Source organism: Terrabacter sp. Soil811, assembly GCF_001429655.1.
In the GTDB taxonomy this organism is placed as follows: Bacteria; Actinomycetota; Actinomycetes; order Actinomycetales; family Dermatophilaceae; genus Terrabacter.
The window spans coordinates 918,727-939,742 of sequence record NZ_LMSX01000008.1; the positions used below are offsets into that span (position 1 = coordinate 918,727).

At 71.5% G+C, this 21,016-nt stretch carries 22 protein-coding genes; 10 read left to right on the top strand and 12 right to left on the bottom strand.

From position 1 onward, the window contains the following. Nucleotides 1–35: 35 nt before the first annotated feature. The gene (locus tag ASH01_RS14650) at nucleotides 36–551 is read left to right on the top strand and encodes an FxsA family protein (RefSeq protein ID WP_056777081.1); all 516 of its coding nucleotides are present in this window, start codon (nucleotides 36–38) and stop codon (nucleotides 549–551) included. A 192-nt stretch (nucleotides 552–743) separates the two neighbouring features. On the opposite strand, the gene ASH01_RS14655 is transcribed toward ASH01_RS14650, so the two are convergent. The 3 genes from ASH01_RS14655 to ASH01_RS14665 form a co-directional block, all read right to left on the bottom strand. Next, nucleotides 744–1,106, bottom strand: coding sequence for an RNA polymerase-binding protein RbpA (locus tag ASH01_RS14655; RefSeq protein ID WP_028785601.1), 363 nt, complete (start codon nucleotides 1,104–1,106; stop codon nucleotides 744–746). Between the two features lie 119 nt (nucleotides 1,107–1,225). Beyond that, nucleotides 1,226–2,602: an MFS transporter gene (locus tag ASH01_RS14660; protein ID WP_056777083.1), complete on the bottom strand. Its 1,377-nt coding sequence runs from the start codon at nucleotides 2,600–2,602 to the stop codon at nucleotides 1,226–1,228. A gap of 216 nt (nucleotides 2,603–2,818) precedes the next feature. Continuing rightward, entirely contained in the window at nucleotides 2,819–3,349 is a 531-nt protein-coding gene (locus ASH01_RS14665; RefSeq protein WP_056777087.1) for a hypothetical protein, read from the bottom strand. A gap of 76 nt (nucleotides 3,350–3,425) precedes the next feature. Here ASH01_RS14665 and ASH01_RS14670 point away from each other — a divergent pair, with 76 nt between their 5' ends. Further along, nucleotides 3,426–3,962 (top strand): MarR family winged helix-turn-helix transcriptional regulator, encoded by a 537-nt coding sequence (locus ASH01_RS14670; RefSeq protein WP_056777090.1) that lies wholly within the window; start codon nucleotides 3,426–3,428, stop codon nucleotides 3,960–3,962. On the opposite strand, the gene helR is transcribed toward ASH01_RS14670, so the two are convergent. Then, entirely contained in the window at nucleotides 3,949–6,129 is a 2,181-nt protein-coding gene (gene helR / locus ASH01_RS14675; protein WP_056777092.1) for an RNA polymerase recycling motor ATPase HelR, read from the bottom strand. The two genes, ASH01_RS14670 and helR, sit on opposite strands and share 14 nt — an antisense overlap. Before the next feature lie 281 nt (nucleotides 6,130–6,410). On the opposite strand from helR, the gene ASH01_RS14680 reads away from it, so the two are divergent. The 4 genes from ASH01_RS14680 to ASH01_RS22585 are packed head-to-tail and all read left to right on the top strand — an operon-like array spanning nucleotide 6,411 to nucleotide 9,241. After that, nucleotides 6,411–7,613: a methyltransferase domain-containing protein gene (locus ASH01_RS14680; RefSeq protein ID WP_056777791.1), complete on the top strand. Its 1,203-nt coding sequence runs from the start codon at nucleotides 6,411–6,413 to the stop codon at nucleotides 7,611–7,613. Then, nucleotides 7,610–7,909 (top strand): mycothiol transferase, encoded by a 300-nt coding sequence (locus tag ASH01_RS23855; RefSeq protein WP_056777095.1) that lies wholly within the window; start codon nucleotides 7,610–7,612, stop codon nucleotides 7,907–7,909. Before ASH01_RS14680 ends, ASH01_RS23855 begins: the two co-directional genes overlap by 4 nt. A gap of 4 nt (nucleotides 7,910–7,913) precedes the next feature. Continuing rightward, complete coding sequence (locus tag ASH01_RS14690) at nucleotides 7,914–9,053, top strand: DUF2332 domain-containing protein (protein WP_235509619.1); 1,140 nt, start codon at nucleotides 7,914–7,916, stop codon at nucleotides 9,051–9,053. Between the two features lie 23 nt (nucleotides 9,054–9,076). Next, a complete protein-coding gene (locus ASH01_RS22585) occupies nucleotides 9,077–9,241 on the top strand; it encodes a hypothetical protein (RefSeq protein ID WP_082619852.1) in 165 nt (54 codons plus the stop codon). Between the two features lie 107 nt (nucleotides 9,242–9,348). On the opposite strand, the gene ASH01_RS14695 is transcribed toward ASH01_RS22585, so the two are convergent. The 3 genes from ASH01_RS14695 to ASH01_RS14705 all read right to left on the bottom strand — a co-directional run bounded on the left by ASH01_RS14695 (nucleotide 9,349) and on the right by ASH01_RS14705 (nucleotide 13,241). Continuing rightward, nucleotides 9,349–10,536, bottom strand: a complete 1,188-nt coding sequence (locus ASH01_RS14695; RefSeq protein ID WP_056777100.1) for a Fic family protein — start codon at nucleotides 10,534–10,536, stop codon at nucleotides 9,349–9,351. A gap of 59 nt (nucleotides 10,537–10,595) precedes the next feature. Further along, entirely contained in the window at nucleotides 10,596–12,557 is a 1,962-nt protein-coding gene (locus ASH01_RS14700; protein WP_056777794.1) for an amylosucrase, read from the bottom strand. A 63-nt stretch (nucleotides 12,558–12,620) separates the two neighbouring features. Then, nucleotides 12,621–13,241: an L-threonylcarbamoyladenylate synthase gene (locus tag ASH01_RS14705; RefSeq protein ID WP_056777102.1), complete on the bottom strand. Its 621-nt coding sequence runs from the start codon at nucleotides 13,239–13,241 to the stop codon at nucleotides 12,621–12,623. Between the two features lie 25 nt (nucleotides 13,242–13,266). Here ASH01_RS14705 and ASH01_RS14710 point away from each other — a divergent pair, with 25 nt between their 5' ends. Together ASH01_RS14710 and lhgO are read left to right on the top strand one after the other, a co-directional pair. Further along, nucleotides 13,267–13,671 (top strand): GNAT family N-acetyltransferase, encoded by a 405-nt coding sequence (locus tag ASH01_RS14710; RefSeq protein ID WP_056777105.1) that lies wholly within the window; start codon nucleotides 13,267–13,269, stop codon nucleotides 13,669–13,671. 57 nt (nucleotides 13,672–13,728) lie between these two features. After that, the gene (gene lhgO, locus ASH01_RS14715; protein ID WP_235509620.1) at nucleotides 13,729–14,877 is read left to right on the top strand and encodes an L-2-hydroxyglutarate oxidase; all 1,149 of its coding nucleotides are present in this window, start codon (nucleotides 13,729–13,731) and stop codon (nucleotides 14,875–14,877) included. A gap of 31 nt (nucleotides 14,878–14,908) precedes the next feature. Here the strand turns inward: lhgO and ASH01_RS14720 are convergent, their stop codons facing one another. The 3 genes from ASH01_RS14720 to ASH01_RS14730 all read right to left on the bottom strand — a co-directional run bounded on the left by ASH01_RS14720 (nucleotide 14,909) and on the right by ASH01_RS14730 (nucleotide 17,948). Then, nucleotides 14,909–16,093 (bottom strand): WXG100 family type VII secretion target, encoded by a 1,185-nt coding sequence (locus ASH01_RS14720; protein WP_056777110.1) that lies wholly within the window; start codon nucleotides 16,091–16,093, stop codon nucleotides 14,909–14,911. A gap of 140 nt (nucleotides 16,094–16,233) precedes the next feature. After that, the gene (locus ASH01_RS14725) at nucleotides 16,234–16,857 is read right to left on the bottom strand and encodes a CE1759 family FMN reductase (protein ID WP_056777115.1); all 624 of its coding nucleotides are present in this window, start codon (nucleotides 16,855–16,857) and stop codon (nucleotides 16,234–16,236) included. Further along, nucleotides 16,854–17,948 carry an LLM class flavin-dependent oxidoreductase gene (locus ASH01_RS14730; protein WP_056777118.1) on the bottom strand — a complete coding sequence of 365 codons (1,095 nt, stop codon included), beginning with the start codon at nucleotides 17,946–17,948 and terminating at the stop codon, nucleotides 16,854–16,856. The genes ASH01_RS14725 and ASH01_RS14730 overlap by 4 nt, the downstream gene beginning before the upstream one ends. A gap of 108 nt (nucleotides 17,949–18,056) precedes the next feature. On the opposite strand from ASH01_RS14730, the gene ASH01_RS14735 reads away from it, so the two are divergent. After that, nucleotides 18,057–18,818, top strand: a complete 762-nt coding sequence (locus ASH01_RS14735; protein WP_056777122.1) for a TrmH family RNA methyltransferase — start codon at nucleotides 18,057–18,059, stop codon at nucleotides 18,816–18,818. A gap of 10 nt (nucleotides 18,819–18,828) precedes the next feature. On the opposite strand, the gene ASH01_RS14740 is transcribed toward ASH01_RS14735, so the two are convergent. Further along, nucleotides 18,829–19,368, bottom strand: coding sequence for a DUF1697 domain-containing protein (locus ASH01_RS14740; RefSeq protein WP_056777126.1), 540 nt, complete (start codon nucleotides 19,366–19,368; stop codon nucleotides 18,829–18,831). Nucleotide 19,369: 1 nt separating this feature from the next. Beyond that, nucleotides 19,370–20,242 carry a PhzF family phenazine biosynthesis protein gene (locus tag ASH01_RS14745; protein WP_056777129.1) on the bottom strand — a complete coding sequence of 291 codons (873 nt, stop codon included), beginning with the start codon at nucleotides 20,240–20,242 and terminating at the stop codon, nucleotides 19,370–19,372. Between the two features lie 72 nt (nucleotides 20,243–20,314). On the opposite strand from ASH01_RS14745, the gene ASH01_RS14750 reads away from it, so the two are divergent. Beyond that, nucleotides 20,315–20,941, top strand: a complete 627-nt coding sequence (locus tag ASH01_RS14750) for a histidine phosphatase family protein (protein WP_056777132.1) — start codon at nucleotides 20,315–20,317, stop codon at nucleotides 20,939–20,941. The last annotated feature ends 75 nt before the right edge of the window (nucleotides 20,942–21,016 follow it).

Sequence of the window (21,016 nt, forward strand, 5' to 3'; positions counted from 1 at the left end):
CTGGCTCGTCTCGCGGTCCGTCACGGGTCAGGCGGGTGCGCCTGACGCGTCTGGCGGTCGTCGCGCTGCTGCTCCTGCCGGTCATCGAGATCGTCGTCATCGTCGCCGTCGGCCAGGCCATCGGCGGCTGGCCGACGTTCCTGCTGCTCGTCGCGACCTCGCTCCTCGGGGCGTGGCTGATCCGTCGCGAGGGCGGCCGGGCCTGGCGCGCGCTCGAGCAGGCTGTGCGCAGTGGCCGGATGCCGGCCCGCGAGATCGCCGACGGCGTCGTCGTGCTCGTCGGCGGCAGCCTGCTCGTCCTGCCGGGTTTCGTCACCGACGTGCTCGGCCTCGTCCTCGTGCTCCCGTTCACGCGGCCGGTCGCGCGCAGCATGCTCGCTGCGGTCATCTCACGCCGCCTGCTCGCCCAGACCGAGCGGTTCGCCGGGCCCACGGTGTCCGGACAGCCCGCGACGCCCGCCTGGGAGCAGGAGCAGACACCCCATGGCCCGCAGCGCTCGTCGACGAGCGACGAGGTCGTCGAGGGCGAGATCATCGACGACGAGGACTGAGCCCCGCGCGCTCGTCCCTCTGCGTCGCCGGGTTCGAGGTGATCCCGCCACGCACCTCGCTGGCACGATCTCGAACCGGGGACGACGGCATACGGCCTGCGGCACGCGAGAAGCCGGGCTCAGAGCCTGCGGGCAGCGAAAAGCCCGCCTCCACGAACGGGGCGGGCTCCTCGGTGGTGCGCTCTGGGGAGGTCAGGCGGTCTTGCGGCGTCGCGGCTTCTCGCCACGCGACTCACGCAGGAGCGTCAGGCGCTCCTCGAGGAGCTCCTCCAGCTCGGGGATGGAACGACGCTCGAGGAGCATGTCCCAGTGCGTGCGCTGGTGCTTGACCGGCTTGGCCTCCGGCTCGGGTCCGCCGCCCTGCAGCTTCGCGTCGAGTCCGCAGCGGCACTCCCACGTGGGAGGCACGTCGGCCTCGATCGAGAACGGGAGCTCGGTGCGGTGACCGTCGGCGCAGACGTAGACGGTGAGCTGACGCTCACTCGGGACGACGTTCTCGTCGGACTCCATGCTCCTCGCGCCGAGGTTGGAACCGCGTAGTGCTCGATCGGCCATGTGGACCCCTCCAAGACGTATGCCCTTGTGACACCTCGCTGGTGTCTTACCCTCACAGACGCTTGAACGAGCGGAACGGTTGACTTGTTCCCCGGCGGGCGGCGAATTGTAGGCGTTTCTCAGATGACGGCGGGAACCGGGTTGCCGGCCTGCACGATGCCTTCGCGCATCCGCACCTTCGACAGGAGCACGCCGCCGATCGCGAAGAAGACGATGAGCGCGATGATCGCCCAGCGGTAGCTGAGGGTGAACTGGTAGACGAGGCCGAAGATGAGCGTCCCGAACCAGCTCGTGCCGCGCTCCATGGCCTGGTAGAGGCTGAAGTACTCCGCCTCGCGGCCGCGGGGAATGAGCTGGCTGTAGAGCGACCGCGACAGGGCCTGCGTGCCGCCGAGCACGAGGCCGATGAGCAGGGCGAGCGCGAGGAAGATGACGAGCGACTTCGACGGCAGGAGGAAGGCGAAGACGACGACGACCGTCCAGAGGCCGATGCCGTAGAGGATCGTGCGCCAGGCCCCGATCGAGGCGGCCACCCGGCCGAAGAGCCGCGCACCGAGGAACGCGACGAACTGCACGAAGAGGAACACGCCGAGCACGGTCGTCTCGGAGAAGCCGAGCTCCTTGGACCCGTAGACGCTCGAGCTGCCGATGACCGTCTGGATGCCGTCGTTGAAGAAGAGGTAGGCGACGAGGAACAGCTTCGTCTGCGGGTAGTTGGCGAGGTCGCGGAAGGTGCTGCGCAGCTGCGCGATGCTGCCGCGGACGATGCCGGCCGAACGCTCGACGGGGGTCTCGACCGTGCCGGTCAGGTGGCGCAGTCCGAGGTACGGGATGATCGTGAAGCCGGCCCACCAGAGACCCGCGGACAGGATGCTGATGCGTGTGGACAGGGCTCGGTCGAGCCCGAGGTCCTCGTGGAAGAAGTCGAGGGCGAAGTTGAGCGCGAGCAGGATGCCGCCGCCGAGATAGCCGAACGCCCAGCCCTTCGAGGAGACCCGGTCGCGCTCGTTCTCGTTGGCGATGCGGCACAGGATCGAGTCGTAGATCACGAGCGAGGACCCGAGGCAGATGCCGGCCACGACGACGAGGACGGCGCCCAGCTGCCAGTTCGTGCCGGCGACGAAGAACATGAGGCTCGCCGCCAGGGCGCCCGCCCACGCGAAGCCGGCGAAGAGCCGAGTCGGTCGGGGACTGCGGTCGGCGATGGCGCCGATGAAGATGAGGACGATCGCCGACAGGATCGTCGTGAAGGTCACGGTGAAGAACCACAGCGAGCCCGGCGCCACCGGGATGCCGAGCACCGAGAGGTTGGTCGTGCAGTCCTGGCCGTCCGGCAGCCCGGGGCAGGCCGCCTGCTCCGCCACGGACGTGAGGTACGGGCTCATGAGCACCGTCGCAGTGGTCGTGACGTAGGCCGAGTTGGCCCAGTCGTACCAGTACCAGGCCCGCTGCTCCCGAGTCTCCGGTCGCGCGGCGTTGACGACGGCGTTGGACATGCGAGGACTGTCCCACACGGGGCGGCACGCGGGCAGGGGGAGAGGCCGAAACACGCCGCAGCGTCGGGCGCCCGGGGTCAGCGGACGGCATACGCCCTCTCAGCGGTCGACCTCGCGGGCGTCAGGAGGTCGTCACCCGCTGGCCCAGACGTCCTTCGTCAACGACGACACGGCCTAGGCGACCACCTGAGCCCCCCGCTCTTCCGCCTCCCCTGCTCAGTCCGTGGCAGGGGAGGGGAGGGGGTGCTGCTGGACGTCGGGTGTCGTCGTCAGCAGCTCCCACGCCAGACCGTGTGCGAGCACGACGAGGCAGACGACGGCGAGGGCGGCCGTCTGCAGCCCACTGAGACCGACGGCGCCGCCCAGCTCGGGCGCAGCGGCGACCAGGACGATGACGGCGTAGAGCACCGCGACCAGCCAGCGGTGCCGCCGGAAGGGGCCCCGGAGTCCCGAGCCGTCCGACCCGAGGGGGCCGCGGTCGGCGCGGACGAGCCGCAGGGTCGACCAGGCACCGACGAGGGCGACGAGCCCGAAGGTCGAGCGCCAGAGCCAGGGCTGGGTGGGTGCGACCTGCGCGAAGAGGCCCATGAGGCCGGGGAGCAGGAAGGTGAGGTAGACGCCGCCCACGAGCCGACGGGTCTCCTCCCCGGCGAGCAGCTCACGCCGGCGGTCCAGGGCGGACCACCAGAGCCCGACGAGCGTGAAGCACGTGGCCGAGACGACGGCATAGAACGTGGAGAGGTCCATGCGGCTTCCTTTCCCTCACGGAATCGTCCCACCGTCGATCGGAGCGGGGCCTCTCGTTTAGCCCTAAAGTATTGGGATGGGAAGCGCGTCGGGTGACCAGGTGGGGCGGATCATCCAGGCCTGGCAGCGGGAGAGGCCCGACGTGGACGTGTCGTCGATCGGGATCATCACGCCGGTCGTGCGGCTCGCCGCGATCGTCATGGACCACCGGGCCCACGTGCTGGCCACCCACGGCCTCGAGCAGAGCCACCTCGACGTCCTCGCGACGTTGAGACGCAGTGGCGCGCCGTTCCGGCTCACCGCGGGCGAGCTGTCCCGGCGCTGCCGCGTCACGGCCGGCGCGACGACGCAGCGCGTCCAGGCCATGGAGGTGCTCGGCTTCGTCGAGCGAGTCCGGGAGGAGCCGGACCGGCGCACCGTGCACGTGCAGCTCACCCCGGAGGGACTCGCCCGGCTCGACGGCATCTTCGCGGACGTCATGGCCGGCGACGAGTCCCTGCTGGCCGGTCTCGAACCTCGGCAGCGCGCCGGGTTGGAGGAGCTGCTGCGCGCGTGGCTCGCCGTGCTCGAGCCGGGCGGCCGGGCCGACCCGGGCGAGGTCACCCCTGAGTGAGGACGACGAGCTGCTGGGTCGCGCGTGTCATGGCGACGTAGCGGTCGACGGCGCCTTCGATGCCGTCACCGAAGGCGTCCGGATCGACGAGCACGACGAGGTCGAACTCGAGTCCCTTGGAGAGCGTCGGGCTGAGCGACCGCACCCGAGCCCGCTCCTCGAGGCCGGGGGCGCCGATGACGCAGGCCGTTCCGTCTGGGTGCGCGTCGAGCCACGTCCCGAGCACCGCCTCGAGGTCGGCGGCCGGGCCGTGCTGAACGGGCACGCCGCTCTCGCGGATCGAGGTGGGCACGTTCGCGTCCGGGAGCGCGGCACGGATGACGGGCTCGGCCTCGAGCATGACCTCTTCCGGAGTGCGGTAGTTGATGGTGAGTGACGACAGCGTGACCCGGTCGAGACCCACGCGACTCAGTCGCTCCTGCCACGTCTCCGTGAACCCGTGCCGGGCCTGGGCGCGGTCGCCGACGATGGTGAGACTCCGCGACGGGCAGCGGGACAGGAGCATCTGCCATTCCGCGTCGGTCAGCTCCTGGGCCTCGTCCACGACGACGTGGGCGAACGGGCCGGCCAGCAGGTCGGGGTCGACGGTCGTCCCGTCGTTGTCGTCGAGGGCGCTGCGGAGGTCGTCACCTCGCAGCATCGACATGACGTGCATGTCGGAGTCGTCCGAGGCGATGAGGTGCTCGACGACCGTGGCGCGTTCGGCGCGCTCCGCCGCGAGGGCCGCCTCACGCTGTCGTCGGCGTCTCGAGACCTCCGGGTCGCCGAGCCGCATCCGGGCCGCGTCGAGCAGGGGGAGGTCCGACGCCGTCCACGCGTCCGGCTCGGCGCGCTGCAGCCGGCGCACCTGCTCGACCGTCAGGGTGGGGGCGCACCGACGCAGGTAGGCGGGGACGGTCCAGAGGTCGCCGACGAGGTCCGCGGCATCGAGGAGCGGCCACGTCCGGTCGAACAGCGTGCGCAGCTCCCGGTTCTGCTCGAGCGAGCGCCGCACCATGGCGGGGGTGGCCTCGAGCTCGACGTCGGCGCCGTCGTCGTCGATCCGGTCCTCGAGGTCGTGCCGCTCGACGAGGATCGTCAGCAACGCCTCCCACACGTCGTCGCGGGCCTCGTTGTGCGGCGTGCCGAGAGCTGCGGTGCAGGCCTCGGCCCAGTCGGCAGGGGAGAGCCACACGTCCGCCCACGGCGTCACGACCTCCATGCCGCGGGTCGGCGGCTCCTCGTAGAGCGCCACGGCCGGCTCGATGGCCCGGACGAGGTCCATGGACGCCTTGAGCCGGGCCACCTCCGGGTCGGTCTCGGGGGCCGCCGCGTCACCCTCGGGAACGAGGTCGCGCAGCGTGCACGTCTGCACACCTTCCTCGCCGAGACTGGGCAGCACGTCGGAGACGTAGGCGAGGTAGGGCTCGTGCGGGCCGACGAAGAGCACGCCGCCCCGGCGGTGGCCGAGGCGCGGGTCGGAGTAGAGCAGGTATGCCGTCCGGTGGAGCGCGACGACCGTCTTGCCCGTGCCCGGGCCTCCGTCGACGACGTGCGCGCCTCGGGAGCCCGCGCGGATGATGGCGTCCTGGTCGGCCGCGATGGTGCTCAGGACGTCCCGCATGCGCGGCGAGCGGCTCGCGCCGAGCGAGGCGATGAAGGCGGACTCGTCGTCGAGGGCCACGCGTCCGTGCAGACCATCGGTGGTGAACACCTCGTCCCAGTAGTCGCTGACGCGTCCCCGGGTCCAGCGGTAGCGGCGGCGGCTCGCGAGACCCATGGGGTTGCCGTGGGTGGCGCCGAAGAACGGTTCGGCTGCAGGGGAGCGCCAGTCCAGGAGCAGCCGGCGTCCGGCGGTGTCGGAGAGCCCGAGACGGCCGATGTACACAGGGTGAGAATCGTTCTCGGGGACGATGTGACCGAGGCAGAGGTCGATGCCGTAGCGGCGCAGCGTCCGCAGGCGGGCGGTGAGGCGGTGGACCTCCTGGTCACGGTCGAGCGCGGCCTGGCCGGTGCGTGCCGGTGCCCGACGGGCTGCGTCGAGACGGTCGGACAGCTCGGCGACCGTCGCGTCGAGGGTCTCGGCGATCGCGGCGAAGTGGAGGTCGTCGTGGGCGATGAGGGCCGGGTCGGCCTTGGGTGCCAGGTGGTCGCGAAGGTCGAAGGCGCTGGTCGTCAGCGGGTTCACGCAGTGGGCTCCGTCCCGAGGTTTCTGGTGTCGGCCAGTGATTCTCGGTGACGACGGGGGTCTTGCCGCAAGACCCCGGGTGCGCTATACGTTGGAAGTGGAAGGAAGCGCGCGACGCTCCTTCCTTTTTGGTGTGCCGGTCCAAGGCGAAGCGCTCTCGCTGCTTCCCCCATAACGCCGATAATCGACATTATGTCACTTTGGCTGGAGAAGGCCCTCCCCGGAGACCGCGCTCCACCCGTGGTCCTGGACCATGCTGCTGCGCCGTAGCCTTGCTCGTGATGCAGTGCGACTACTTCGACGCCGGCCGCTGCCGCTCCTGTGCCCTCATGGGTGTGCCGTATGCCGTCCAGCTCGCCGACAAGGACGAGCGCTGCCGACGCGCCCTCGCCGACGTGGCCCCAGACGTCGCATGGCTCGACCCCTTCCCCAGCGCCGAGTCGGCCTTCCGCAACAAGGCCAAGCTCGTCGTCGGTGGCGTCACCGGCGCGGTGACCGTCGGGATCCTCGACGCCGACGCGAACGGCGTCGACCTGCGTGGCTGCGGTCTGTACGAGCCGCCGCTTCAGCGCCTCATCCCCCGGCTCGCGTCCGCCGTCGACGAGATCGGCCTGGAGCCGTACGACGTGGCCGCCGGCCGCGGCGAGCTGAAGCACCTCATCCTCACCCTCTCCCCCACCGGGGACGTCATGCTCCGGCTCGTCCTGCGGTCCCGCCGTCACCTGGCCCTGCTCGAGTCTCGTCTGTCGTCGCTCCGGACCCGGCTGCCTGAGGTGTCGGTCGTCACGGTGAACCTCCAGCCGGAGCACAAGGCCGTCCTCGAAGGTGACACCGAGATCGTCCTGACCGAGAGCGATGACCTCGCGATGCCCGTCGGCGACGTGGTCCTCCACCTGCGCCCCAACAGCTTCTTCCAGACCAACACCACGGTCGCCGCCGGCCTCTACCACCAGGCGCAGGCCTGGACGCGCACCGTCGACCCCACCACGGTCCTCGACCTCTACTGCGGCGTGGGCGGATTCGCGCTGCACTGCGCGCGAGCAGGCGCTTCCCACGTCATCGGCGTCGAGGTCTCGGCCGAGGCCGTGCGCAGCGCCGAGACCAGTGCGTCCCGGTTGCGCGCCGAACACCCTGACCTCGGCCGGCTGGAGTTCCGTGCCGGCGACGCCACGGACGTCGAGGCGCTCGACCGGGACCTGCCGGGATCCGACCGGACGATGGTCGTCGTCAACCCGCCGCGTCGCGGGATCGGCCCGGACCTGACCCGATGGCTCGAGGGCTCCGGCGCCACGCACGTGACCTACTCGAGCTGCAACGTCGACAGCCTGGCCCGTGACCTGGCTCGCATGCCGTCCTACCGGGCTCGCGAGGCGCGTCTCTTCGACATGTTCCCCCAGACGTCGCACCATGAGGTCATCGTCCTGCTCGAGCGTGAATCACGTTCTCAGTCAGTCGATTCCGCGTCAGGAGGCGTGTCGACGTGACCGGTGAACCCGAGACTCCCTGGACGGCGCCGGACGTCGAGCGGCCGGGTGGCTCCCTCGTCGCGCCCGAGGCGCAGATGTTGCCCGAGATGCTCGCCTGGCACCGCTCGACGCTGCTGTCCAAGTGCTCGGGCCTGACGGGCGAGCAGCTGGTCGAGCGGTCGGTCGTCGTCGAGTCCGGGGGCGACCCCTTCTCGCTGCGCTTCGTCTACCTCCACCTCATCGGTGAGTACGCCCGGCACAACGGCCACGCCGACCTCGTGCGTGAGCGCGTCGACGGTGCCACCGGTGCCTGACCCGGTGCGATCGTCACCGGACCCCGTTCGGCTGGCGAGGATCCAGCGGCGCTTCAGCGAGTTCGCGACGGAGTATGCCGCTCTTCCGCTCTACTCGACCGTCTGCCGACACGTCGCCCACGACGACGAGACCGCGTCGCTGCTGCTCGCGGCCAGGCCCGGGCAGGCTCGTCCCGTTCTCTGGCTCGCCGCCCTGCACCACCTCGTCCTGTGCAAACCGGATCTGCCTGCGGCCCGGTGGTATCCGAGTGTCACCGGGGCGGCGAGCGTTGCGACGGGCGATCCGTGGCCCGACGTGCGGCGGACGGTCCTCGACCACGTCGACGAGCTGACCCGGCTCATTGCGACGCACGGCACCCAGACCAACGAGGTGAACCGAGCCGTCTACGTCGCCGTAGGGCTCGCTGCGGCGACAGTCGACTCCGGCGACGTCCCGCTCGCCATCGTCGAGCTCGGTGCGAGCGCCGGCCTGCTGCTCGGCGTCGACCAGTACGCCGTCGAGCTGTCCTCGCCCACCGGGTCGGCACTTTTGGGCGACGGCGCCTCTGCGGTCCGGTGCTCGGGTGAGGACCGTTCCGGCGTCGGGGCGCTGCTCACGGCGGCCGGGGCTGCGCTGCCCGCCGTGCGTGGTCGCGTCGGCGTGGATCTCGAGCCCGTCGACCTCGCGTCCGTCGACGAGGTGCGCTGGCTCGAGGCGTGCCTCTGGCCGGAGGTCCCGGGCCGCATCGAGCGCTTCCGCGCGGCTGCCGACCTGCTCCGCCCCGACCCCCCCACGGTGCTCCGTGGCGACATGGTCGACCGACTGACCGACGCGGTGACGCTCGCGCGCACTGACGCCGGCGACGGCGCGCACGTCGTGGTCCTCAGCTCGTGGGCGATGACCTACCTCCCCGCACCGCGTCGTCGCGACCTGGCCGCGGTCCTCGACGAGCTGGCCGGGACCGTCTCCCACCTGTCGTGGCTCACCGCCGAGCCGGGCGGGTGCGTTCCGGGCCTCGACGGGCCCGAGTTTCCCGTGGAAGGGAACACCGTGCTCGGCCTGCAGCGCTGGCGCCACGGACACGCGCTCCCTCCCACGGTCCTCGGGACCTGTCACCCGCATGGTGCGTGGATCGACGCCTCGCTGCCACCATCCCCCAGCTGACCCTGCCTCTCGAGGCCCTGCGGATGTCCACGGCTCGCCTGCCCTTCGCCGGTCACGTCGAGTACCGCGCGAACGTGCAGGACGTCGGCTGGCAGCTGTCGGTCAGGGACGGGGCCACCGCGGGCACGGTGGGACAGGTCAAGCGCGTCGAGGCGGTCAAGATCCCGCTCGTCCCGAAGGCCTTCTGAGCCGAGTGCGTCCCCGGCGTCGACCTGCTCGACGCCGGGACGCACCTCACGACTGGTTTGCATAATGTCGATTATGGGCGAATTGCATTGTGCTGCAACGGAATTCATCAACGCATGCGGCGGCCTAGACCCGCGGCGTACGCATCAAGCGCGCGGAGCACCGTCGGGGCGCGGTAGACGCGGTTGCGTCGGTGCCCGGTCGACTCGAGCAGGATGCCGTCGTCGACGAGCCGCTGCAGGGCGGCCTGTGCCGTGGGGGCCGAGACCCCGAGCTCGCGCACGACGACCCGCGCCGTGACGACGGGCTGGCGCAGCAGCAGGTCGAGCATCGACCAGGCCGCGGAGCCGGCTCTCGCCGTGACCTTCGACGCCCAGTCGGCGCGCACCTGTCGGAGTGTCACGACGAGTCCCTCGCCGATGTGGGTGCCGTTGCGCGCGGCCTCGGCCACGCATCGCAGGATGGGCTCCACCTCTCCCCCACGGTAGGCCGTGAGTGCGTCGAAGTAGTCGTCGCGGATGGCGAGGAGGCCGGCCGAGATCGGGACGGTGACCCGTCGGATCGCCCCCGTGTGGAGCAGGACCGAGTGGAGCAGCGCCCGACCCGTGCGGCCGTTGCCGTCGGTGAACGGGTGGATCGTCTCGAACTGGGCGTGCGCGAGGGCGGCGTGCGCGAGCGGCGGCAGGTCGTCACGGTCCATGAAGGTCACGAGGTCGGCCATCAGGGCCGGCACGTCGGAGGCCACGGGCGGTACGTACTGCGCCTCCCCCGGGTGGAGGGGAGACCCACCCACCCAGACCTGCTGCTCACGCCAGCGGCCGGCCGGGTGCAGCGACTGCTGCGCCATGAGAGCCCGGTGCATCGCGAGCACAGCCTCCTCGTCGAGTCGCCCGGCGAGGTCGAGCGCGGCCTGCATGGTGCGGACGTTGCCGAGGATGACGGCGGCGTTGGCACGGTTGCCCTCGCCGATCTCGGCCTCGGCGAGGGCCCGTGCGGACGAGGTGAGGTTCTCGATCTGCGAGCTGGCCGCGCTCTCGGACCGCAGCAGCACCGAGGCGAACGGGGCGATCTCCCCCGCTCCCCCGGCGTCGAAGGTGGCGAGCAGCCGGGTGGCCTCGTCGAGGTCGGCGGCGAGGTCTCCGGGCAGCACGAGCCCGGCCCCGGCGATCGGGGGCACGACGGCCGCCTCGAACGTGGCCGGTGTGGACCGCTGGGCGCGTCGCGAGAGGTCGAGCAGGCCCTCGACGGGCTGCCAACGGACCGTCGTCGAGCCGAGCGCGGGCCACGTCGTGTCCATGTCGATGACACCTCCTTGGTAAAGGTTAACGCACAACCTTTATCAAGAGCGCTCGATCGTCAGGTGTGCACGACGTCCACGGGGGCCTCGACGATCCACCACGCGGCATACGGGCTCAAGGACGCCAGCCCGTCCGCCCCACCGAAGACCGGGTAGCCGCCGAGCGCGTCGAAGGGGTGCGCGATGCCGACGTCGGCGAAGTGGCGGACCTCGACCGTCTGCCACGACGTCGTGACGTTGTAGACGCAGACCATCGAGCCGCTCGGGTGCGTGCGGACGACCGCCAGCACCCCGTCGTCGGTCTCGAGGATCACCCTCGTCTGCGCGGAGGCGTGCAGCTGCGGCAGCCCCGCGCGCACGCCCGCCAGATGGCGCAGGCCCTGGAAGACCTTCCCGGAGACGGTGTCGAGGTCGCCGCGCCGCGCTGCGACGGCCCAGTCCAGCCGCTCCCGGTGCGCCCACCGGTTGTCGTCCTCGTGACCGGGCTCGCGCGCCCAGTCGGGGTCGTTCGGCAGGCCGAGCTCGTCGCCGCTCCACACGACGGGGACACCTCCCCAGCCGGCGACGACCGCGTGGGCCAGGAAGAGGCGGGCCAGTCCCTGACCGATCCCGTCCCCGTCGTCGCGTGCCTCCGCGTCGGCCAGCCCCGTCAGCGATGCCGCCGTGCCGCTGATCCGCTTGTCGCCGGTCGCAGCGTTGTGCTGGAAGACCAGACCGTGCGCCCAGGACCCGGGGTGGTCGCCCGAGTACCAGTTGGACAGGAACCGGCGGTGCGCATAGCCGTCGAGACCCGCTGACGCCGCGTCCCCGTCGTCGATGGCCCACCCGATGTCGTCGTGGCACCGGACGTAGCAGATCCACGTGCCGCTCGGTGGGGTCGTCGGGAGCGCCGAGAGGGCCTGCTTGGTGAGTCCGGTGCTGCCCGTCGCGACCATCGACCAGACCTGCACCATGAGGCTGTTGTGGTAGGCGAGATCACTGACCCGGCCGGCGTGCTCGCCCTGCCCGAGGTACTGCACGAGGTCACGCGGTCCGACGATCGCCTCGGCCTTGAACGCGAGCGCCGGGCACGCGATGCGCGCCACCGCACGCAGCGCCTGCGTGACGGCGTGGACCTCCGGCTGGTTCTGGCAGCTCGTGCCGAGCCGCTTCCACGTGAAGGCGATGGCGTCGAGCCGGAGCACCTCGACGCCGAGGTTGGCCAGGTACAGGACGATGTCGGCGTACTCGACGAGGACGTCGGGGTTGGCCCAGTTGACGTCCCACTGCCACTCGTTGAAGGTCGTCCACGCCCAGCCGCGAAGCTTCTCGTCCCACGTGAAGTTGCCGGGGGCGAAGTCCGGGAACACCTCGGGCAGTGTGCGCTCGTACGCGTCCGGCATGACGCGGTCGGGGTAGACGTGGAAGTAGTCCCGGTAGTGCGACTCCCCCGCCCGGGCACGCCGGGCCCACTCGTGCTCGCGCGCCACGTGGTTGAGCACGAGGTCCAGCACCAGCGAGATGCCTTGCCCCCGAAGGTCGCTCGCGAGCCGGCGCAGGTCCTCGACATCTCCGAGATCAGGCCGGACGGTGCGGTAGTCCTGGACGGCGTAGCCGCCGTCGTTGTCCCCCTCTCGGGGCTGGAGGAGCGGCATGAGGTGCAGGTAGCTGACACCGAGGTCGCGGAGGTAGCCCACTCTGCCGCGCAGGCCGTTGAGGTCGCCGGCGAACCGGTCGGTGTAGCACGCGTAGCCGAACATGTCCGGCTGCTGGAGCCAGTCGGGCCGCAGCAGCCGGCGCTGGTCCAGGCGTCGCAGCTCGGGTGACCGCTGCCGGTAGCCGGCCACGGCGCTCTCGACGAGGCGCAGCGCGAGCGCCGAGACGTCGTGCTCGGGGTAGAGGACCATGAGTGCCGCGACGAGGTCGTCGGACCAGCGCTCGAGCCTCAGCTCGATGGTCTCGCGGTCGTGGTCGTCGAGCCCCGCGAGCAGCGAGTTCACCGACTCCGTCGTCGGTCGGACGTCGTGCGCAGCGTCGCTCATGGCCCGATTGAACAGCACCCGGCGTCTGCGCGACAGGGGCACGCTGGCGTCATCGTGGGCAGGTCACTCGAACGGGCTCGGGTCCCCGGCCCCGACGCGGGTCACGACGGGGAAGCCATCGGAGTAGTCGACGACGGTCGTCGGCTCCAGGCCGCACTCCCCCGAGTCGATGACGGCGTCGATGACGTGGTCGAGACGGTCCTTGATCTCCCAGCCCTCGGTCATCGGCTCGTCGTCGTCGGGCATGAGCAGCGTGCTCGAGAGGATCGGCTCACCCATCTCCCTGAGCAGCTCGCGGACGACGGGGTGCTCGGGGATGCGCACACCCACGGTCTTCTTCTTCGCGTGCAGCAGGCGTCGCGGCACCTCCTTCGTCGCGGGCAGGATGAAGGTGTACGGGCCGGGGGTCACGGCCTTGATGGCACGGAACACCGAGTTGTCGAGGTGCACGAACTGGCCCAGCTGGGCGAAGTCCGAGCAGACGAGCGTGAAGTGGTGCTTGTCGTCGAGGTGCCGGATCCGCAGGATGCGCTCCTTGCCCTCCGGGTTGTCGAGGGAGCAGCCGAGCGCGAAGCAGGAGTCGGTGGGGTAGGCGATGAGCCCACCGGACCGCAGGATGTCGACCGCCTGTCCGATCGCCCGTGGCTGGGGGTCCACCGGGTGCACGTCGAAGTACTTCGCCATGGGGCCACCCTGCCATGCTGGGGCCATGAGCGAGCAGACGGGTGAGGGCTGGGTGGCCGGCGACGGCGCGCACGACGGCATCGAGGTGTCCGACAACCCCGACCGCGGGCGTTTCGAGCTGCGCGACGGGGACCGTGTCATCGGGGTGGCGAGCTACGCCGTCGTCCCCGGTGCCACACCAGGGGTGCCCGCACGCGTCGTCTTCTTCCACACCGAGGTCGGTCCGGCGTACGAAGGCCAGGGCCTCGCCGGGCGCCTCGCCGCGTACGCCCTCGACGCCACGCTCGCGTCGGGCCGATCCATCGTCGCGCTGTGTCCGTACATCAAGGTCTACCTCCGCCGTCACCCGGATCCGTATGCCGCCCACGTGCTTGCGCCGACGCGGGCAGACGTCGACGCGGCCGAGCGGGCGGCGGCGGCCGCAGGGTGAGCGACGGGTGATCCGCCCCCACGTCGTCGTCGTGGGGGCGGCATCGTCGGGTCGGCAGTGGCCCGGAGGCTCACCCTGTCGACGCCGCGCCCCGAGGTGACCGTCGTCGAGAAGGAGATGGCGACGGGTCGGCACCAGACGTCCCGCAACAGCGGTGTCGTCCATGCCGGTCTCTACTACGCGCCCGGCTCCGCGAAGGCGGCGCTCTCCCGTGAGGGCGTCCGGCGTCTGCGCCGCTACTGCGCCGACCGGGGTCTGCCGTACGACGAGGTGGGCAAGCTCGTCGTCGCACTCGACGAGGCCGAGGACGAGGGTCTCCGCACCATCGAGGCACGCGCCCGGACCAATGGTGTGCCGGGTCTGCGTCGGCTCGGGCCGGGTGAGCTGCGTGAGGTCGAGCCGCACGTCGTGGGGCTCGCCGCGCTGCACTCCCCCACGACGGCCATCACCGACTTCGCCCTCGTCGCCGCGGCCCTGCTCGCGGACGCGGCGTCCGCCGGCGCCGTGGTCGTCACGGGCTTCGAGGTCACGGGACTCGACCACCGCGGCACTCGCGTCGACGTGCGTGCCGCCGACGGGCGGCGCATCGTCGCCGACCGCGTCGTCCTCGCGGGTGGGCTGCACGCCGACCGTCTCGCGAGACTGGCCGGCGACGGCCCCAGCCCGTCGATCGTGCCGTTCCGCGGCGAGTACCACCGGCTCGTGCCGTCGGCCGAGCACCTCGTGCGCGGGCTCGTCTACCCGGTACCCGACCCCCGCTACCCGTTCCTCGGGGTCCATCTGACGAAGCGCGTCGACGGCAGCGTGCTGCTCGGTCCGAACGCCGTGCTCGCGACCGCTCGCGAGGGCTACCGCCGTCGCGACGTCGACCTGGACGTCGTCCGGGAGCTCGTCTCGTCCCGCGGGTTCCTGCGGTTCGCCCGCGCCAACCTGCGGACAGGCGTGCACGAGGTCCTGGGGTCGCTGAGCCGTCACGCGTTCGTCGAGCGGGTCAGGCGCTACGTCCCTGCGATCGGCGACGCAGATGTCGTGCCGGCTGCTGCCGGCGTCCGGGCGCAGGCGATGGATCGGGACGGTGCGCTCGTCGAGGACTTCCGTTTCAGTCGCGTCGGCTCCGTCCTGTGCATCCGCAACGCGCCGTCGCCGGCAGCGACCGCATCGCTCGCCATCGCGGACCTCGTCGTCGACCGGCTCGACCTCGGCTGAAGGGCCGCCGTCCCGCCTCGGTGGTGGTCGGTCACTGCTTGCCGAAGTAGGTGCTCGCCTCCATGGCGTCGACGACGGAGTCGCCTCCATGGGCGTCCTTGGACCAACCGATGACGTCGAGCCCGGCATCGATGCCGACGACGGCCGGCGCGAAGGTGCCAGCGAGCCCCGCCCACTTCGAGACCGTGATCTCGGGCCCGTGGGTGGGGTCGACCGCGATCTGGGTGCCCAAGGCGTTCGGAAGCGGGTCGTCGCCGACGAAGGGCACGTGGTCGACGAAGGAGCCGAGCGGGTTCTGGAGCGTCGTGAGCAGCTCCCCGCGCACGTGGTAGTTGCGGATCTGGCCCGGGGAGTAGCCGGCGTCCCCCGTGCCGAGGGCGCCCGCGGCCAGCACGGTGTTGGGGTGCACGCCCGCGGCGTTGAACGTCACGGCGGGGATGTCGGTGGCGACGGAGGCGGTGCTCGCGAGACCGCCACCGAGGGAGTGACCGGTGATCACCAGGTTCTCGCTGCCCACCGCCCCGGCGAGGCCCTGGGCCAGCGCGATCGCCTGGAGGTGCTGACCGCTGAGCGCCCCGACCCCTTGCTGGAGGTTGGTGCCCCAGTCGGCGAGGGAGGACGTGCCGGCGAAGGCGAGGACGTACTGGCCCTCGTCGTTGCGATAGACGGCCGCGTCGAAGCCGTCGCGGCGGTGGAGGGTGTCCGGGTCGATGCCGAGCCCCTCGAGGGCGTCGGCGTCGAGCGGGGTCCAGCCGTCGACCGCGCTCGGGTGGTAGACGTTGTCGGCCACGTGGGCGAGCTCGAGGTCGATGGCCTGTGGTGACGTCCCGCGCACCTGCTCACCGAGCGGGGTCGGCTCGGCGGTGGCGTCGGCTCCGACGGAGCCCGACCCGCCCAGGCCTGGGAACGGGGGTGGGAAGCCGATCGGGCCGGGCAGCACCCCGTCGGCGCCGCTCGTGCCTCGCTGCGCCCGCGCGTTGTCGGTGAGGCGCCGCGACATCGTCTCGAGTGTCGAGCCGAGGTCCGCCAGGGCCGCCGAGGTGGAGCGCCAGCTCTCCTGGGCCGACTGGGCGTCGTCGCCACCCCACGAGCGGCCGATGACCGCGAGCGCCCGGGTCCCGGTCGCACGGATGCCGTCCACCTCGGTGGCGCACGCCGTGAGCTCGCGAGCGGTGCGCTCCAGGACTTCGGGGTCTGCACCCTTGCGGTAGAGCACGGCGGCCTCCTGTCGACGGTGGGCCCCACGGTAGGTGGGAGCCGCCCGGCGGGGCCATGGGGAGGACTCCCCAGCGTGTCGCGTCGCTGCGGACGTGACGACACCCGGTCAGGCCCCGGAGGGCCGACCGGGTGCTCGCGTCATCGTGCGCGGAGGTCGGTGAGCATCGACTCGAAGGGCGTGACCTGCTCGAACGGGTCGACCCGATCGGCCCGCGGCGAACCGCTCACGAGGGCCGCGAAGGCGGCACCTGCGCGTTCGATCCGCTCGCCCAGCCGGCCGGCGTCGACGCTCCCCCAGTCCTCGCTGGCCGCGAAGACCGCCACCGGCGCGACGAGCGCGCCGAGGTGGGCGAAGAGCGGGCGGAGGGCGTGGTCGATCGCGAGGGAGTGGCGGGCCGTGCCACCGGTCGCGCCGAGCAGCACCGGGGTGTCGCGCAGCGCGTCCTTGGGGAGCACGTCGATGAGCATCTTGAACAGCCCGCTGTACGACGCGGCATACACCGGGGTGGCGACGACGACCGCGTCCGCCTCGGTGATCGCGTCGAGACGTACCTGCAGGTCGGGCGAGGCGAAGCCGGTCAGGACGTGGTTCGTCAGGTCGTGCGCGACCTCGCGCACGTCGACGACCTCGACGACGACCTCGCCGACGTCGTGCCGGGCGAGCGCCCGGACGGTGGCCTCGGTGAGGCGGTCGGCGAGCAGGCGCGTCGACGACGGCTGCGTGATGCCGGCCGTGATGACGGCGAGGTGGAAGGTGGTCACGGGATGAGCTCCTTCTCGGGGGTTGCGGCGGCGAGCTGGCTCGCGTGGGTCGGGGCGTCCGGGACGTGGGCGGGCCTGAGCGCGGCGAACTCCTTGCGCAGGACCGGCACGACCTCCTCGCCGAGGATGTCGAGCTGCTCGAGGACGGTCTTGAGCGGCAGGCCGGCGTGGTCGAGCAGCCACAGCTGTCGCTGGTAGTCGCCGGCGTACTCGCGGAAGCCGAGCGTCCTCTCGATGACCTCCTCCGGGCTGCCGACGGTGAGCGGGGTCTGGCTCGTGAACTCCTCGAGCGACGGACCGTGGCCGTAGACGGGGGCGTTGTCGAAGTACGGACGGAACTCGCGCACCGCGTCCTGGCTGTTCTTCCGCATGAAGACCTGCCCGCCGAGCCCGACGATCGCCTGGTCGGCGCTGCCGTGGCCGTAGTGCTCGAAGCGGCGGCGGTAGAGCTGGACCATCTGCTTCGTGTGGCTGGCCGGCCAGAAGATGTGGTTGGAGAAGAAGCCGTCGCCGTAGTAGGCCGCCTGCTCGGCGATCTCGGGGCTGCGGATCGAGCCGTGCCAGACGAACGGCGGTATGCCGTCGAGCGGGCGCGGCGTCGAGGTGAAGCCCTGGAGCGGGGTGCGGTACTTCCCCTGCCAGTCGACGACGTCCTCGCGCCACAGCCGGTGGAGCAGCGCGTAGTTCTCGATGGCGAGCGGGATCCCGTCGCGGATGTCCTTGCCGAACCACGGGTAGACCGGGCCGGTGTTGCCGCGGCCCATCATGAGGTCCATGCGCCCGTTGCTCAGGTGCTGCAGGGTGGCGTAGTCCTCCGCGATCCGCACGGGGTCCGTCGTCGTGATGAGGGTCGTCGACGTGGACAGGATGATCCGCTCCGTCTGGGCGGCGATGTACGCGAGCGTCGTCGTCGGGGCCGACGGGATGAACGGCGGGTTGTGGTGCTGTCCGGTCGCGAAGACGTCGAGCCCGACCTCCTCCGCCTTCTTGGCGATGGCGACGGTGGCCTCGATCCGCTCGTGCTCGGTCGGCGTACGGCCCGTCGTGGGGTCGGTGGTCACGTCGCCGACGGTGAAGATCCCGAACTGCATGTGTCCCAGCTCCTTTTGATTGACGATTCAATCATACTGAACATCGAGGGGGGCTCCCCCATTCCCGGGCGGTCCGGCACGCCGCCGGTGCTGTGGGATCCTGTCGCGGTGAGCGCTGAGATCTCCCCCAAGGACCGCTTCATCACGGTCTACGGCCGCAACCCGGTCCACGAGGTGCTCCTCGACGGTGACCTCCTCGTCGACAAGGTCGTCATCGCCGACGGTGCCCGTGGCAGCGGCCTGCGCGAGATCCAGCAGGCGGCTCGCCGCCGGGGCGTCGAGGTGCAGTACGCGAGCGCCGAGCGCGTCAAGAAGCTCGCCGGCAACGGACGGCAGGACCAGGGCGTCTTCGCCGACGTCGTCGCGCCCCGGATGCGTCCTCTCGAGTCGGCGCTCACCGAGGACGCCGGCTCGCTGCGCGCCGTGCTCGTGCTCGACGGCGTGACGACACCTGCCAACGTCGGCATGATCCTGCGTTCGGCCACGGCAGCCGGCGTCGACGGCATCGTCGTCCCCCGCAAGGGAGTCGCCTCCCTCGACCCGCTCGTCGTCAAGGCCTCGGCCGGCGTCGCGTTCCGGGCGCCCATCCTCAAGGCGTTCACCGCGGCGGAGGCCGTGAGCGACCTCAAGCGCTCCGGCTTCCACGTCGTCGGGCTCGATGCCGGCGGCGACGACGACCTCTTCGCCGCCCACCTGCCCGAGCCCGTCGCGTTCGTACTCGGCAGCGAGACGGCCGGGCTGACGCCCGAGGTGGCCGAGCTCGTCGACACGTGGGTGTCGATCCCGATGGCCGCCGGCGTCGAGTCGCTCAACGTCTCGGCCGCGGCTGCGGTCGTCTGCTTCGAGCTCGTCCGCCGCGCGCGCCTCTGACGCGACCGCGTCAGCCGCCCCACTTCTCGGCGAGGGCCCGGACGACGGTGATGTTGCGCGCCGTCCCGACCGCGCCCGTCAGCTTCTCGATGCGGGTGTTGGACAGCTTGGCCGCCTGCACGCCGTCGGAGAGGAAGAGCACGACGTCGTTGCCGACGACGCGTGCGCCCTCGGTGGCGACGTCCCACTCGTGCAGGGCGGCGACGCCCTCGGGGTCGAGGTCGCCCGTCATGAACGTCACGTAGCGCTTCGCGTCCGCGGCGATGGGCGAGTCGAGGGCCTCGGCCTCGTCGGCCAGCGTCCGCAGCTGCGCCGGCGTGCGCACGACGACGGGCACGTCGAAACCGAACTCGGCGCTGATGGCCCGTCGCAGGTCGGCCTCGACCTTGGCGGCACTCCGCGTGGACGAGCGGACCTTGAGGTTGCCGCTCTGGATGTGCGTCTCGACGTCCTCGTAGCCGTCCGCCTCGAGCAGTGTGCGCAGCGACGCCATGCGCACCTGCCGCTTGCCGACGTTGACGGCGCGGAGGAACCCGATCCACACCGGCACGTCAGGCCCCCACCGCGCCGAGCGAGCAGGTGCCGCGGCCGACGGTCTCGACGCGTCCTCCCACGTGGACGGCCCCGTCGGAGTCGATGTCGAGCAGCAGGCGCGAGGGGCGTCCGACGGCCGTGCCCTGGCTGACGACCACCGAGACGTTGCGGGCGCCCTGGGAGACGAGCCAGCCACCGAGGTTGGCGCACGCCGACCCGGTCGCTGGGTCCTCGAGGACCGCCTGACCCTGGGTGTAGAAGAGCCTCGCCTCGATGCTCTTGGGCCCGGTCCACGCCCACGCGTACACGTGCGGTGCCCGCGGCGGGGACGTCATGTGCACGGCCATGAGGTGTGCGTCGGGGTCGCAGGCCCGCACGGCGTCGACGGAGTCGAGGCGCACGAGCAGCTGCTCGACCCCGGCGTCGACCCAGGACGCGTCCGAGCGCACGACGAGCATGCGGTCGATGCCGAGCGCCTCGGCCAGCTCGGCGCCGCTCGAGGTCACCTCGCGCACCGTTGCCGGCCGGGCTGCGAGGCGCCAGCCGCCGTCGACCCGCCCCACGGGGATGCGTCCCGCCGGCATGCTGAGGTGCACGCTGTCGAGGCCGCCGCCCAACGTCGCGACAACCTCCGCGGTGCCGAGGGTGGGGTGCCCCGCGAAGGGCATCTCGTGACCGGGAGTGAAGATGCGCACGGCCGCGTCACCCGTCGTGGATCCCTCGCCGAGCGACGTCACGAAGGTCGACTCGCTGAGGTTGAACTGTCGCGCCCACGCGAGCATCTCGTCGTCGGAGAGTCCACCCGCCTCGGGGAAGACGCACAGCGGGTTGCCCGAGAAGGGCTCCCCCTCGATGGAGAAGACGTTGAGCAGGTGGAAGGGCAGGTCCATGCACCCGAGTGTGCCCGAGCGCCGGCCCGGACGGCAGGGTCGAAGGGCCTGCCACGCCGATACTGTGGCGGCATGGCCTCTCCCGACGGTGTCGTCCCCGGCAACATCTACCTCTTCCGGCACGGCGAGACCGAGTGGTCGCTGAGCGGACAGCACACCGGCACGACCGACCTCCCGCTCCTGCCCGAGGGCGAGGCCGCAGCACGTGAGCTCGCCGACGTGCTGCGCAAGCACCGGTTCGAGCGCGTCCTCGTCTCCCCCCTCCAGCGCGCCAAGCGCACGGCCGAGCTCGCCGGCCTCGGGGACTTCGAGGTCGAGCCGCTGCTGCGCGAGTGGGACTACGGCGCCTACGAGGGCATCACGACGAAGCAGATCAGCGCCGAGATCGGCCACCCGTGGGAGGTGTTCGTCGACGGCGTGCAGCCCGGAGTCACCCCCGGTGAGACGGTCGAGCAGGTGTCGGCGCGGGCCCAGCAGGTCATCGACAAGGTCTGGCCCGACCTCGAGCACGGCGACGTCGCGCTCTTCGGGCACGGCCACGCGCTGCGCGTCCTCACCGCGACCTACCTCGGGCTCGACCCGCGGTTCGGCCAGCAGCTCATCCTCGACGCGGGCTCGATGAGCGTGCTGACGCACCACCGGTCCACCCGGTGCCTCGGGATGTACAACCTCTCCCCCTGGCGCCTGCTCTCCGACTGAGCGCTGCGCAAGGAGGGCGTATGCCGCGTCCCCGGGCACGCGGCATACGCGGGTTGCGCCGTGGCGCAGTGGGAC